Raw genomic sequence first — 15,083 nt, 5'->3', positions numbered from 1 at the left:
TTTGGGGGTTCCGAGAGGCGTTTGGCCTCGTGATCGGGACCAGTGCCATGGCGCGAATGACATCGCGGTTGACGGCGCTCTCGGTAGCGCGCGCGGTCGGGAAGCCGGGCATGTATGCCGACGGGGGCGGGCTCTATCTGCAGGTCACCGAGGGCGGCGCGTCGTGGATCTATCGCTACATGCTCAAGGGCCGAGCCCGGGAGATGGGGCTCGGGCCGCTCGCCCTTTACGGCCTGAAGGACGCGCGCATTAAAGCGCTCGACGCCCGCAGGCTCTGCCACGAGGGCGTCGATCCGATCGAAGCCCGGCATTCAGCGCGGGCGGAGGCGAAGCTCGCCGTGGCCAAGGCGACGACCTTCAAGCAGTGTGCCGAAGCCTATATCGGCGCGCATCGGGCCAGCTGGCGCAATGCCAAGCATGCCGCGCAGTGGGAGGCGACGCTCGCGACCTATGCCGAGCCGATCATCGGTGAGCTGTCGGTCCAGGCGATCGATACGGCGCTGGTGATGAAGGTGCTGGAGCAGAAGGTTCGCGATGGTCGCAACAAGCGTGACGCCCCCCTGTGGACCGCCAAGCCGGAAACAGCGGGTCGGCTGCGGGGGCGGATCGAGTCTATACTCGATTGGGCGACGGTGCGGGGCTATCGCGACGGCGAGAACCCGGCGCGCTGGCGCGGCCATCTCGACAAGCTCCTGCCGGCCCGCGCCAAGGTCCGCAAGGTCGAGCATCATGCGGCGCTTCCGTACGGGGATCTTCCCGACTTCATGACGACGCTTCGCGACCAGGAGGGCGTCGCTGCGCGCGCCTTGGAGTTCGCGATCCTGACCGCCGCTCGAACCGGCGAGGTCATCGGCGCGCGCTGGGGCGAGATCGACCTGTCTGGAAAGCTCTGGACCGTGCCGGCCGACCGCATGAAGGCAGGCAAGGATCACCGGGTCCCGCTGAGTCCGCGCGCGATCACGATCCTCGTCGAGATGAAGCCGCTGATCGACCTCGACGACCAGAGCGGAGGGCCCGAGGCATTCGTCTTCCCAGGAAGCAAGCGCGGGCAGCCGTTGAGCAACATGGCGTTCCTGATGCTGCTGCGCCGGATGAAGCGTGATGACCTGACCGCGCACGGCTTCCGCTCCACGTTTCGCGACTGGGCTGCCGAACGCACGGACTTCCCGAGCGAGGTCGCCGAGATGGCGCTGGCGCACGCGATCAGCAGCAAGGTCGAGCAAGCCTATCGCCGCGGCGACCTGTTCGAGCGACGGAGGGACATCATGACGGCATGGGCGAGGTATTGCGAAGAGACGAAGCCGGGTGGCGTCGCGACTGATGCGAGCGGCGGCCAGTGAGGCGTCGAGTGCGAATCGATCGTGAGCCGTTGCTCACGTCATGCTGTGCCTTCGCGTATCCGATGTCGCTGCCGAGCCCGTTCGACGACCTTGTCGAATACACCGCGCGTGCCTCCCCGAAGGCCGTTGCGGCAAGCTGGGAATGTCCGAAATTTGTATATATTCTCGGACACAGAGATTGCCTTTTGTCCGAAAAAGAACTACAAGTATCGGACATGGACCTCGACTCGCCCGATCTGAAGACCGCCATGCTCGCGCGCATCCGTGCGGACGCGCCGCGCAAGGTATGGACGCCCAGCGATTTTGTCGATCTCGCCTCGCGAGACGCCGTCGATAAGGCGTTGCAGCGCCTGACGAAGGCCGAAACCCTCAGGCGAATCGATCGTGGGCTCTACGATCAACCTGGCTTCAACAAGCTCACCCAAAAAACAAATCCGCCCGACCCGCGCTCGGTCATCGACGCCATCGCGCGACGCGACCAAACCCGGATGCTGGTCGATGGCATGACTGCGGCGAATGATTTGGGGCTGACCGACGCGGTTCCGGCCAAAATCGTGGTGCATACTGATGCGCGCCGTCGCGCGATCAAGTTCGGCAACGTGACGATCACCTTCCGTCCGACCGCGCCCAGCAAGCTGTTCTGGGCCGGGCGGCCGGCGATGCGCGTCGTCCAAGCACTTCATTGGCTCCGCGATCTCTTGGCTCGTGAAGGGGAGAGCGACCAAGTCAGACGCAAGCTCGGCAAGCTCTTCAAAGACCCAATGGCCGGGCCGCCCCTCAAAACCGATCTTACCGCCGGCATGACGGCGCTTCCGACATGGATGTGGGTGTTTCTCAAGCCGCTCGTCGAACACGATGCCGGCGACAGTCGTCGGCACATCCGCGATGGCCGTGATGCCGCTGATGATGACGACGATCATGATCGCCATCAAAGAAGGATGGAGGGGGACGATGATCAGCATCACGCTGCCGGCGTTCGTCCGAGGCGCAAACCGGTCTCCACACAGGAGACGCGAACCGCCAAGCGCGGTGCAACCCGGGCGGCGAAGACATGAATCCGGCGTTCGATGAGGTTCTCGCGGCCGGACCAGACGCGATGTTGGGCGCCTTCGACACGACTGCGCTGCGCCTCGGCACGGCATCCCAGAATATCGAGAAAGACTTCCGGGTCTGCTGGACGCTGGATGCCCTGTTCCATGGCCTGAAAGAAGGAGGACCCCGCCTACTCTTCAAGGGCGGAACCTCCTTGTCCAAGGGGTTCGGTTTGATCAACCGCTTCTCCGAAGACATCGATGTCACGGTTTTTCGAGACGACATTGGCGAGCCGGCGACCATCGAGGAGCTCGACGCGCTGAGCGGCAAGAAGCGCCGGGCACGCCTCGATGCGATCAAGGACGCCTGCCAAGCCTACATCAACGGCCCCCTGCGGGCTGAGTTGACGCAGATCCTGCAGGACCGACTTCAGGCTGCCGGCCTCGATGCCGGCGCGGCCCGAGTGGAAGCCGATGACGCTGATCCTGACGGGCAGACGCTGTTAATCTGGTATCCCGCGGCGACGCCGCGATCGGATTATGTGCGGGCGGCGATTAAGATCGAGTCGGGTGCGAAATCCGCGCTCGATCCGAACAGCGAAGTGCCGATCAAACCCTATGTTGATGATGATCTGCCGGCGCTTGATCTGACCGTGCCGGCCGTCCGCACGGTCGATCCGGAACGTACCTTCTGGGACAAGGTTGTCATCCTCCATGGGCTGCGGCGCTGGTTCGACAAGCGCGGCGAGCTGCGCGGGGGCGGCCAACGCGTTTCCCGTCACTATTATGACCTGCACCAGCTCGCCGCGGCCCGCGTCGGCGCCGCCGCCATCGCTGATCCGGCGCTCGGTGCGGATTGCGTCGCGCACGCCCGGATGTTCTTCAATCGACCGGACTTCGATCTCGCGAGCGCTGCTCCTGGCTCGTTCGCACTCGCCGCGCATGACGCGATGATCGAGCAACTGCGCGTCGACTACAGGGCCATGCAGGGCATGATCTTTGGTGATCCACCGGATTTCGAGGCGGTGCTCGACAGCATCGGCTCGCTCGAGACGCGTCTCAACAAGAAGGGCGATACGGGAGGCGGGGCCGCGCGATGAACCAGTTGGAGGGAGCTGTCGACACCGGGCAAAAGGCAGACGCGCGCGGAGCGGGCGAAGCGATTGTAACCCCGCTGCGCAAACGCCGCCTCAGCGGCGAACTCTACGAGCGCGACCCGAAGATAGAAGCCCTCATCGCCGAATTGGCAGTCCTGCCGCGTGATGGCTTGATCGCCAGGGCGGAAATCACCAGGCGCTTGGACCCGGGCTACGTCCCAAGCGAATGTCTCGTGTACTTCATTCGCGCGAGCCGTCGCGACAACAACGAGGTGTGGTTCGAGCGCCTCTATCGGATCTTGACCGAACGGGTGCTGCGCAGTTTGCCCAGGGCGGAAAGCTCCGATGGCAAGACGGGATCGCTGACGCGCGGGGTCGTGTGCGACAAGGTGTTCGGCCGGTTCGTCGAGCTCCTTTCGGCGGACCGCGCCGCCTATAGCGAAAAGGTGGACTACTTCGAGGTGCGATTCGACGGCGCGCTGGCGAGCCTGCGGCGCGATGCGCAGGAAAAGGCTTGGCGCGACGAAAATCGTTCCCAGCCCCTCGAATATGACGAGGAGAGCGGAGAGCTGTCACCGGAGGTCGAGGCGGCCGCAGGGACCCACGATCCCTTCGCCGCGTCGGATTTCGACGATCCGACTTACCGGTCGCGCCTGGATGCAGCGATTGAAGCTCTACCGACAGAACAAAGCAGGATCATTCACATGTTGAGGCAGGGCTTCCCCATCGACTCCAAGGAGCCGGACGTCATGACCATCGCCAAGGTTTTGGGCCGCTCTGAAAAGACCGTCCGAACGTACCGCGACAAGGCCTTCGCGGCCCTGCGAGCCGCCATGGCCGACGGAGACGAGCGGTGAGCCCCGGCGGCGGACGTCCATCCCGCGAGGCCGTGCTCGACGCGTTTGCGGTCGAGAGCGAGCCTGGCCGAGCGACCTTGGAACGCTATCTGCGGCTATACCCGGAATACGCCGGGGAGCTCATCGACCTCTCGCGCGAGCTCAGCCGCGAGGCTTATGAAGGTGCTGCACCCCTCTCTGCTGCCGATCGGGCGCAGATCGACGCTGCCTGGTCGCAACACGCGAAGGCTATCCCGGCGGCAGCAGCCGACCCTTTCGCGTCGCTGACGGTCGATGACTGGCGCGCCGTCGCGCAGCGTCTGGACGTGCCCCGGCAGGTCGTGACCGCGCTGCGCGAACGGCGGGTCTCTCTCGTCAGTATCCCGCGCCGTTTCTTGGCGATGTTGGCGGAGGCAATGCGCAGCTCTGTCGGGCAGTTGGAGTCGTCCTGGGGGCCAGCGCACCTGATCGTCGCGCGCAGCTATAAGGCCGACAGCAAGCCGGTGGCCGGCGAGCAGGTCACCTTCGAGCAAGTGCTGATCGATGCCAGCGTCCCGGCCGAGAAGCGCGCCCGGCTGTTGGCGGAGGAGGACTGACATGGACAGCGTGGAGCTCGCCAGGCAAGTCGCCGCCGAGCTTCACGCTCGCCTCGGTGCATACGGCGCCGATCCCTGGTCGCCCTATGACTTTGCTGTCGCCGAGGCCAAGCGGCGGGGGATTGACGTCGAGCCGACTGCCGCCGGGGCAGCCGTCCTCAACGGCGGCCGCGCGACCTTCGTCGCCGCCGACGATCTGATCCTTCACGAGAATGTGGGCTCCCCGTTCGAGCAAGCTTTCCTCGTGGCGCATGAGATCGGCCATGTCGAGCTGGGCGACGATCCTGGAGGCGAAGCGGCGCCGACGATTGATCCGGCCCGCGCGGCCGAGCCCTCGCCCATCGGAATGGATCGGGTGGTCGACTATGGACGCCGGCAACGCCGCGAGGTCCAGATGGATCTGTTCGCGCGCGAGCTGCTGCTTCCGCGCACTGTCGCGCGGGCGCTCCATGTCGACCAAGGGCTCTCCGCGTCCACCATCGCCGCGAAACTCGGCGCGCCGTTCGTGGTCGTCGCTCAGCAGTTATTCGATGCTTTGCTGCTGCCGCCGGTGCCGCCCGCCCCGACCACGGCGCATGTCGAACGGCCGCTCAATCCGCTGCAAGCCGCGGCCGCGGCGCATCGTGGTGAAGCCTATCTGCTTGAGGCGGGGCCTGGCACCGGCAAGACACAGACGCTGATCGCGCGAGTCGAAGGCCTCTTGGAGGAGAGAGTCGATCCCCGGCGCATCTTGCTGCTGACCTTCTCGAACAAGGCGGCGGGCGAGATGGCCGAGCGGATCGCGCGTAAGCGGCCCGAGGCTGCGGCCGCGATGTGGATAGGCACGTTCCACGCCTTCGGCCTCGATATCGTCCGTCGTTTCCATGCGGAGCTCGGCCTGCCGAAGGACCCGCGGATGATGGACCGGACCGAGGCGGTCGAGCTCCTTGAGGACGGGTTCCCGCAGCTGAGGCTCGCGCACTACCGCAATCTTTACGATCCGACCCTGATCATCGCCGACATGTTGGCCGCCGTCTCGCGGGCGAAGGATGATGTGGTCGACGCCGAAACCTACGCCGCGCTCGCCGGCGCCATGCTGGCGAAAGCACAGGATCCAGATGCGCGCGAGACGGCAGAACGCGCCGGCGAGGTGGCCCGCGTCTACGCGGCCTATGAACAGCTCAAGCGCAACGCGCATTGCATCGACTTCGGCGACCTTGTCGCCTTGCCGGTGAAACTGCTCGAAAAGGACGCGGCCATCTGCGCTGCGTTGCAGGCGGAATATGATCATGTCCTGGTGGATGAGTATCAGGACGTGAACCGCAGCAGCGTGCGATTGCTGAGCGCGCTGCGGCCAGAAGGCCGCAATCTATGGATGGTCGGTGACGCCAAGCAGTCGATCTACCGGTTTCGCGGTGCCTCGTCCTTCAACATGACTCGGTTCGGCAAGGAAGACTTCGCCGGCGGCAAGCGCGGTCGATTGAAGCGTAACTATCGTTCGGTGCCGGAGATTGTCGCCAGCTTTTCGAGCTTCGCGATCACGATGAGCGCCGGCGATGCGGATAGCGGCCTGGACGCGGACCGCGACGCCAATGGACGTAGGCTTGAGTTGCGCATGGTCCAGCGCGCCGAGCAGCAGCAGGTCGCCCTGGCCGACGCGATCGAGGAGCTCCGGCGTGACGGCTACGCCTATCGTGACCAGGCGGTCCTGTGTACCGGCAACGAAAAGCTGTCGACCATCGGGCAGGACCTTGAACGGCTCGGCGTGCCGGTTCTGTTTCTCGGCAGCCTGTTCGAGCGTGCCGAAGTCAAGGATCTCCTGGCCTTGCTCTCCGTCCTTGTAGATCGGCGCGCCATGGGCTTAGTGCGGATCGCCTGCTGGCCCGATTTCACCATGTCCTTCGCCGACGTGGCGGCGACCTTCGAACATCTGCGGGCGTCCGAGCACGCGCCGGGCGGCTGGCTTCAGCATGCCGACGCGATCCCTGGCGTCAGCGATGCCGGCCGCCAGGTGCTCGCCAAGCTCGCGGTCGTGCTTGACGGGTTCGACCAAACGGCCTCGCCCTGGACCGTGCTCGCGACGCTGCTGCTCGATCGCATCCGCGTTGCCGCGCGCCTTGGGGCGTCCGGGGATCTCGCCGACCGCACGCGCGGGATCGCGATCTGGCAGTTCCTCAACTTCCTGCGGGTCCAGCCGGCGGGCCGCGGACTGCCGATCTCGCGCGTGCTCGATCGTGTGCGCAGGCTCGTACGGCTCGGCGACGACCGCGACCTGCGCCAATTGCCGGCGGCCGCCCAGCATCTCGACGCCGTGCGGCTGATGACCATCCATGGTGCCAAGGGCCTAGAGTTCGGCGGCGTTCATATTCCTGGGCTCAACAGCGACACGATCCCACGCACGCCGTCGGCGCCGCCCTGTCCGGCACCTGACGGGATGATTGCGGGGGCGGAGGGCAGTGCGCTGGAGGCGTTCCGCGCAGGTCAGGCCGAGGAGCAGGAGTGCCTATTCTACGTGGCGCTGTCGCGCGCCCGCGACCGCCTGATCCTTTATGCGCCGACCGAGAAGAGAAACGGTCATAACCGACCGCTGTCGCCATTCCTCGACCGTCTCGGGGCCACTTTGACGCGCCGTTCGGTCGTGCCGGCACGGCCGCTTCCCGTGGCCGCGGAAGCTCGAGATATCGATTTGGTGGTCGACGGAGGACTGCGGTTCGGAGCCCCGCAGATCGCTCTTTATGAGTCCTGCCCGCGCCGGTTTTTCTACACGCATGTCCTGCAGGTCGGTGGCCGGCGGACCGCGACCGCCTTCATGCATCTGCACGAGGCGGTTCGTACGGTGGTCGAGATGGTGATCGCGTCGGATGGACCCATGTCCGAGCAGGCGCTGCAAGATCGCACCGACGCGGCGCTCGCCGGCGAGGGGCTTGCCGACCATGGTTACCGCGCCGAGTTCCGCGATCTGGCACTGGTGATGCTGCGCTTCTTCCTGACAAATCGCGCCAGCGCAGTAGCCGAGGCGCCGGTTGCGCTGAGCCTCCATTTCGACGGGGAAGAGATCATCGTTCGGCCGGACGAGGTGCTGGTGCGGCCGGACGGCGTCCGGTCAGTGCGCCGTATCCGCACGGGTCACATGCGGTCGGCCGAGAGCAAGGATGTCGGCGCGGCGGCGCTGATGCTGGCGGTCAGGCAGGCCTTTCCCGACGCCGTCGCGGAGCTCGTTCATCTTTCCGACGGCGAGGCAAGTCCGCTTGCCCTGTCTGATCGGGAGCTGAAGGGGCGCAAGGACAAGCTCGCAAAGTTCCTCGCCGACATCCGGGCCGGACGGTTTCCAGCCGAGTTCTCGTCGCGCACCTGCCCGAACTGCCCGGCCTTCTTCATCTGCGGGCAGAATCCCGACGGTCCCTTGCAAAAAAAGTTCGCCTGACCTTACCGGTCGGCGGATATCGCTCCGATTGGATCCTTAGAGCCGCGGCGGCGCCTCGGCCAAACCTAAGGACCAAATCTTATGAACACCGAAGAATTTCTTGATTATGACGATCTCGGCGACGCCCTGCGCGAAGGCCGGGCGCTGCGTCCGGCGCGGGGGTATCGCTTTCTCCTCGCGCAGGGCGATCTCAACTTTCAGTCTTGCCTGGTGAGCGACCCCGTGCCGCTGGGCCGCCAGTTGCTCGAGGCCGGCGGCTTGGACCTGCGGGACGGTTACAGCCTGTTCGCGATCCTGCCCTCGGGGGACTTCGAGGACGTGCGACTGAACGAGCCCTTCGACCTGCGCGAGCGGGGCGCCGAGCGGTTCGTCGCCTTCCTGACGGACCGCGACTTCAAGCTTACCCTCAAGGACGACGAACTGCGCTGGGGCAAGCCGATCATCAGCGGCACGGTGCTTTACGGTCTCGCCAAGCCCGGCGAGGGGGAGGCCGTTTTCCTCGAAGTTGCCGGCGGGGAAGATCGCCTGATCGAGCATGGCGAGTTGATCGATCTGGCCCAGCCCGGCATCGAGCGGTTCATCACCGCGCGGCTGACTTTCGAGATCATCGTCAATTCGCGGCCGCGCACGGTGAACGCCCGCACGGTCACGTTCGAGCAGATCGTCCAGCTCGCCTTCCCGAGCCAGCACGAGCCCAACGTCGTCTTTTCGATGACCTACCGGCACGCGGCGTCGATGCCGCATGCTGGTGAGCTCGGGACAGGCGGCACCGTCGACGTCAAGAAGAAGGGCACGGTGTTCAATGTCACGCGCACTGTTCAGTCGTAATCCGGACCTCAAGCGGCTGCTGGACGAAGGCTACTTCGTCCAGCAGCAGGGTGGGTACCTCGTCATGCGCGAGGTGCCTTATGTCGATGCGCGCCGTGAGGTGCGCATCGGCACCCTCATCTCCAGCCTCACGCTCGCCGGAGATCAGACGCGCACGCCCGACACCCATGTCGTCCATTGGGATGGTGATTTCCCGTGCCACGCCGATGGCTCGCGTATCCAGGGCATCTCGAACGCGGCCGGCGCCTTCGATCTCGGCCACGGCCTGAAGGCGACGCACAGCTTCTCCAGCAAGCCGGATGGGGGCTATACCGACTACCACCACAAGATGACGAGCTACGCGAACATCATCGCGGGTCCGGCCGCGGTACTGAAACCCGGCACGACGGCTCGCACCTTCCGCGAGCCGGAACAGGAGGAAGAGAGCGTCTTCAACTACGTCGAGACCGCCTCCGACCGTGTCGGGATCGGCGTCCTGACCCAGCGGCTCATCAACGAGCGTGTCGCCATCATCGGCGGCGGCGGCACCGGCGGCTACATTCTGGACTTCGTCGCCAAGACGCCGGTCCGCGAAATCCGCCTCTTCGACAGCGACGAGTTCCTAACCCACAACGCGTTTCGGGCGCCGGGGGCTCCGAGTCTGGAGGAGCTGCGTGAAGCGCCGAAGAAGGTCGACTATCTGAAGCGCATCTACAGCCGGATGCACCGGAACATCGTGGCGCACGACGTGGCGCTGGGAGCCGACAACATCCACCTCCTTGACGGCATCACCTTCGCCTTCCTGTCTCTCGATGCGGGTGACGCGAAGCGGTTGATCGTGGAGAAGCTCGAGGCGATCGGCGCGGCGTTCGTCGATGTCGGCATGGGTCTTGAGCTCGACGACGGATCACTCGGCGGCATCCTGCGGGTGACGGCCAGCACGCCGGAGAAGCGGGATCACGCCCGGCAGCGCATCTCCTTCGTCGGCGGCGGCGCTAAGGACATCTACGCCTCCAACATTCAGGTCGCGGATCTCAACGCCTTGAATGCCGTCCTCGCGGTAGTGAAGTGGAAGAAGATCAGCGGCTTCTATCGCGATCTCGAGCACGAGCATCACTGCACCTACACCACCGATGGCAACATGATGATCAACGGGGACCTGGCGTGATGCGGCACAAGCGACTCGATCATCGTTTCGTCCAACATATCCCCGAGCGCCTGGAGCCGGGCGTCCTCTATGTGTCGATGGAATATGCGACATCCGCCCATAGCTGCTGCTGTGGTTGCGGCGAGGAGGTCGTCGCCCCCTTCACGCCAACGGACTGGAAGATGACGTTCGATGGCGAGACCGTCTCGCTTCGACCGTCGATCGGCAATTGGATGCTGAAATGCCGGTCACACTATGTGATCGACCGCGGCGAGGTGATCGAGGCCGGCCCCTGGAGTGACGAGCAGGTCAAAGCCGAGCGTCGTCGCGATCGCGCCGCTAAAGCGCGTTTCTACGGGCAGACGCCTAAGGTCGAGCCTTCTGTTCAGCCCGGTTTGCCCAAAGCGAAACTAGGTTTCTGGCGTCGTCTTTGGGACTGGACATTTGGCAGATCGTAGCCATAGGCCGGACGGCAGGTCGGCGTCTGGACTTTAGTCTCGGAACGCGGCGCAGCGAAGGTCGTCTCGTCGAAAGATAATAGGGTATTAGTTGTTTCGTCCCGGAAAAATATCCAACCAAAAACAGCAATCGCGCACTGATAAATTGAGTCGAGTCGTAGGACGTCAAGCGCTAATACAAACAAGAGGACACATGGAATCGCGACGGGAAAGGCTCTGGTTGGTCGCCATTGGAGGGTTCCGTAGAGCGAGAGCTTGGCGTGTTCGCCGTGACGGGATTGGAGGCTGAGAGAGAGGCTCTCGGTGCCCGTCATGGAGATGCGCCATGACCCGGATGCAGGCGAGTGCCGCGGCTCGCGGCCGAACCGCGAAGGACCGGACCAACCTCTACGAGGAGATCACGACCAGGATCATGGCCGAGCTCGCGGCCGGCCGCGTGCCGTGGGTTCAGCCGTGGGGATCCTCGGCGGTGCGGGCGCCGCTGGCGATGCCGAAGAACGCTTCGACGGGGCGTCGGTATTCCGGCATCAATGTGCTCATCCTGTGGGGCGCGGTGGTCGCGCTCGGCTTCTCGTCGCAGAGCTGGCTCACCTTCCGGCAGGCCCTTGCCCTCGGCGGCAGCGTCCGCAAGGGCGAGCGCGGGACCACGGTGGTGTTCGCCGATCGCTTCGTTCCCGACCGGGAGCGCGAGCGTGCGCGCGAGACCGGCGAGTACGCGCAGGCCATCCCGTTTCTCAAGCGGTTCACGGTCTTCAACGCCGAGCAGTGTGACGGTCTTCCGGACGGGGTCGCGGCAGCGGCTCCGCCGGTCGAGACCGGGCTGATCCTGCCGCAGGCCGAAGCCCTGATCCGCGTCACCGGGGCGGACATCAAGATCGGTGGCGATCGCGCCTTCTACGACGTGATGGCCGACACCATCCAGGTGCCGCCGCCGCAGGCCTATTTCGAGCCGGTGAACTGGCATCGGACCGCGCTGCACGAGCTCGGCCACTGGTCGGGCGCCAAGCACCGGCTGGGCCGCGACCTGTCCGGTTCTTTCGGCTCGAAGAAGTACGCCCAGGAGGAGCTCGTCGCCGAGATGACGGCGGCGTTCACATGCGCGTCGCTCGGCATCGTGCCGACCGTGCGACATGCCGACTATCTCGGTTCCTGGCTCGACGTGATGCGCGAGGACAACCGCGCCATCGTCCGGGCCGCTTCGGCCGCGTCCAAGGCCGCGGACTATCTGCTCGCCTTCCAGACGGACCTCGACTCTCGCGGCTCCATTTCGGCTCCGGATCGTCGCCTCACCGGTCACGAGCACGCCGACTCGATCTACCCTTCGAAAGTCCACATAATAGCACCGGCCGCTCTCGGTCCGAGGGCGGCCGTCTGCGCCATGACGGATCAAAGCCGCGACCGGTCGTGGCATCCGTCGCGGAGGCACGACGATGAGCAAACGGGATGGTTCGGAGGCGTTCGACTACGCCGAGTACATCGACAGCGCCTTACGGACCGAGGGCGGCCACCTGTCGATCGGCCGCGGCGGCTTCACGATCCACTATGCCCGCGGCGCCACGCTCAGCGGCTACGATTGCGACCGCGTGAAGGCCTGCTGCATCGCTGCGGGCCTGCCGGTCATCGACAGCCGGACGGTTCCGTTCGACGACGTCGTGCGCCTCGCCGTCAGGGGGCCGATGCCGGCGGTCGGCGAGGATCCGAGCCCGCAGCCGTGGCACGCGTTCTCCTACGTCCCGCTCGCCGTGCTCGCGGAGGCGTACCGGGACGCCGGGGCTGAGGTGTTCAATATCGCGGTGCCCGCGGATGCCGCGCCGCCGCGCGAGTGAGAGGTCGGCGAGCCGATCCATGACGGTTGGAGGTCGGAGAGAGAGGTTTCCGGCCGGCCGTCGTGGAGAAGCATCATGGCGAAGCCTGGTCCCAAGCTCACGCTCAGCGTGTCGCGCGACATCCCGTTCAACAAGCTGGTGCTCAGCCAGTCCAATGTCCGGCGGATCAAGGCCGGCGTCTCGATCGAAGAGCTCGCCGAGGACATCGCCCGTCGGACCCTGCTGCAGAGCCTCACGGTCCGGCCGATCATCGACGAGACCGGCGCGGAGACGGGGATCTTCGAGATCCCGGCCGGCGGCCGGCGCTACCGCGCCCTCGAGCTGCTGGTGAAGCAGAAGCGGCTCGCCCGCACCGCGCCGGTGCCGTGCGTCATCCGGATCGACGGGACGCCCGAGGAGGACAGCCTCGCCGAGAATGTCCAGCGCGCGCCGCTCCACCCGCTCGACCAGTTCCGGGCGTTCCTGACGCTGCGGGAAAAGGGGCGCTCCGAGGAGGAGATCGCGGCCGCCTTCTTCATCTCGGTCAGTGTCGTGCGCCAGCGGCTCCGCCTCGCCGCGTTGTCGCCGGCGCTGCTCGACGTCTATGCCGAGGACGGCATGACGCTCGAGCAGCTGATGGCGTTCACGATCAATCCCGATCACGCCCGCCAGGAGCAGGTCTGGGAGGCGGTGCAGCGGTCCTTCTCCAAGGAGCCGTATCAGATCCGGCGCCTGCTCACCGAAGGGGCGGTGCGTGCGTCCGACAAGCGGGCGCAGTTCGTCGGCTTCGAGGCGTACGAGGCGGCCGGCGGCATCGTCCTGCGCGACCTGTTCCAGTCCGACGACGGCGGCTGGCTGCAGGACCCGGCGCTGCTCGACCGGGTCGCCACCGAGAAGCTGGAACGCGAGGCGGATGCCGTTCGCGCCGAGGGCTGGAAGTGGGTCGAGGTGGCGCCGGACTTCCCATATGGCCACACCTACGGGCTTCGCCGGCTTATCGGCCAGCAGCGGTCGCTCACCGAGGAGGAGGCGAGCGCCTGCGATGCGCTGCGGACCGAGTACGACAGGCTCGAGCCGGCTCATGCCGACGCGGAGGGCATCCCCGAGGAGGCCGACCAGCGGCTCGCCGCGATCGAGACCGCGCTCGCGGCCTTCGACGACCGCCCCATGGCCTACGAACCGGCCGAGATCGCCCGCGCCGGGGCCTTCGTCAGCATCGACGGGGCTGGTGGGCTGCGGGTCGAGCGCGGGTTCGTCCGTCGCGAGGACGAGCCGCCGGCCGTCTCCTCCGGCGAGCCCGAGCCCGACTCGACGGGCGCGAGCAAGATCGAGCCGGCGGCCTCCGCCACCGACCCGGCCATCACCAGCGACCCGGCGCCCGAGCCGGAGGATGACGAGGGCGTGCGGCCGCTCCCCGACCGGCTGCTCACCGAGCTGACCGCGCACCGCACCGTGGCGCTCCGCGATGCGCTCGGCAGCGACCCGGACGCCGCCTTCCTGGCGGCCCTCCATGTCCTGTGCCTGAAGCTGTTCTACCGCTACGGACTCGACTCCTGCCTGGAGATCGAGCCGAAGAGCGCGATGTTCGGCAGCCAGGCCCCCGGTCTCGCCGACACCGTCTCGGCGCAGGCCATCGACGCCCGGCATGCGGCGTGGTCCGCCCAGCTGCCGAAGGACTCCAGCGCGTTGTGGGATGGGCTCGTCGCCTTCGACCACGACAGCCGGCGGGCGCTGTTCGCACATTGCGTCTCGCTCACCGTCAACGCCGTGCACGAGAGCTGGAACCGGCGGCCCAAGGCGCTCGCCCACGCCGATCGCCTCGCCGAAACGGTCGGCCTCGACATGGCGGCGGTCGGCTGGCGCCCGACCGTCGACACCTACTTCGGCCGTGTCACCAAGGGCCGCATCCTCGCGGCGGTGCGCGAGGCGAAGGGGAGGGGAGCGGCGGACCGCATCGCCCATCTCAAGAAGCCCGAGATGGCGAGCGCCGCGGAAGCGCTGCTCGTGGGCACGCGCTGGGTCCCGGAGCCGCTGCGCGCGCCGGGGCATGACGTCGTCGTGAGTGCCGAAGTCGAGGCCGACAGCGGCGAAGCGCAATCGGCGGCCACGGGCGGCGAACCGGCCATGGACCGTTCGGGGGCCGAGGAGGAAGACTCCGAGGCGTCGGCGGGCATCGCCGCCGAATAACAAACCCAGGAGACCTCCGGCCCGCCTCACCGGCGGGCCACTTCTTTGGAGGGGAACGATGCCCGGACCTGCCGCCGATCTCGCCAAGCGACTCGCGCACGACACCGAGGCCGTGTGTCGCCACTACCTCTCGAACGGTCGCCGCCAAGGCCGCTACTGGGTCGTCGGAGACGTCGAGAACACTCCGGGCCGCAGCCTCTATGTCCGGTTGCACGGATCCGACGGCGGCAAGCGCGCCGCCGGCAAGTGGACCGATTATGTTGCGGCGCTGGTTATGTTGCGGCCCCGCGCTGGACGGCCGTTTTGTGAGGGATCGGCAGCTTCTGCGCAACATAACCTCCGCCCGTCAGGGAGGGTCGCGTGATGCGCCGCGACG

General features: G+C 66.3%; 10 protein-coding genes and 2 pseudogenes. All 12 read left to right on the top strand.

The annotated features are described in order from the left end of the window. Positions 1–47 precede the first annotated feature (47 nt). Complete coding sequence (locus CCR97_RS02415; protein ID WP_111357020.1) at positions 48–1,340, top strand: tyrosine-type recombinase/integrase; 1,293 nt, start codon at positions 48–50, stop codon at positions 1,338–1,340. 62 nt (positions 1,341–1,402) lie between these two features. Further along, the gene (locus CCR97_RS02410) at positions 1,403–2,395 is read left to right on the top strand and encodes a DUF6088 family protein (RefSeq protein ID WP_244670228.1); all 993 of its coding nucleotides are present in this window, start codon (positions 1,403–1,405) and stop codon (positions 2,393–2,395) included. Next, entirely contained in the window at positions 2,392–3,471 is a 1,080-nt protein-coding gene (locus CCR97_RS02405; protein WP_111357022.1) for a nucleotidyl transferase AbiEii/AbiGii toxin family protein, read from the top strand. The genes CCR97_RS02410 and CCR97_RS02405 overlap by 4 nt, the downstream gene beginning before the upstream one ends. Continuing rightward, on the top strand, positions 3,468–4,325 hold the full coding sequence (locus CCR97_RS02400; RefSeq protein WP_111357023.1) for an RNA polymerase sigma factor sigma-70 region 4 domain-containing protein: 858 nt from the start codon (positions 3,468–3,470) through the stop codon (positions 4,323–4,325). The genes CCR97_RS02405 and CCR97_RS02400 overlap by 4 nt, the downstream gene beginning before the upstream one ends. A gap of 77 nt (positions 4,326–4,402) precedes the next feature. Continuing rightward, positions 4,403–4,900 carry a hypothetical protein gene (locus CCR97_RS02395; RefSeq protein ID WP_244670227.1) on the top strand — a complete coding sequence of 166 codons (498 nt, stop codon included), beginning with the start codon at positions 4,403–4,405 and terminating at the stop codon, positions 4,898–4,900. 1 nt (position 4,901) lies between these two features. Further along, complete coding sequence (locus CCR97_RS02390; protein ID WP_111357025.1) at positions 4,902–8,303, top strand: UvrD-helicase domain-containing protein; 3,402 nt, start codon at positions 4,902–4,904, stop codon at positions 8,301–8,303. Positions 8,304–8,384: 81 nt separating this feature from the next. Continuing rightward, positions 8,385–9,131: a multiubiquitin domain-containing protein gene (locus CCR97_RS02385; protein WP_111357026.1), complete on the top strand. Its 747-nt coding sequence runs from the start codon at positions 8,385–8,387 to the stop codon at positions 9,129–9,131. Further along, positions 9,106–10,278, top strand: coding sequence for a ThiF family adenylyltransferase (locus tag CCR97_RS02380; protein WP_111357027.1), 1,173 nt, complete (start codon positions 9,106–9,108; stop codon positions 10,276–10,278). The genes CCR97_RS02385 and CCR97_RS02380 overlap by 26 nt, the downstream gene beginning before the upstream one ends. After that, entirely contained in the window at positions 10,278–10,715 is a 438-nt protein-coding gene (locus CCR97_RS02375; RefSeq protein WP_207199371.1) for a ubiquitination-like system serine protease family protein, read from the top strand. Before CCR97_RS02380 ends, CCR97_RS02375 begins: the two co-directional genes overlap by 1 nt. Positions 10,716–11,040: 325 nt before the next feature. After that, positions 11,041–11,973: pseudogene (locus tag CCR97_RS02370) on the top strand (ArdC family protein); the annotation flags it as partial. A gap of 643 nt (positions 11,974–12,616) precedes the next feature. Further along, complete coding sequence (locus CCR97_RS02365; RefSeq protein WP_111357030.1) at positions 12,617–14,707, top strand: ParB/RepB/Spo0J family partition protein; 2,091 nt, start codon at positions 12,617–12,619, stop codon at positions 14,705–14,707. A gap of 58 nt (positions 14,708–14,765) precedes the next feature. After that, positions 14,766–14,963, top strand: a pseudogene (locus CCR97_RS31535) (DNA primase); the annotation flags it as partial. Positions 14,964–15,083 lie beyond the last annotated feature (120 nt).

Origin of the sequence: Rhodoplanes elegans, from assembly GCF_016653355.1 — a bacterium.
GTDB classification, from domain to species: domain Bacteria; phylum Pseudomonadota; class Alphaproteobacteria; order Rhizobiales; family Xanthobacteraceae; genus Rhodoplanes; species Rhodoplanes elegans.
This window is presented reverse-complemented; position numbering and strand designations above follow the sequence as displayed.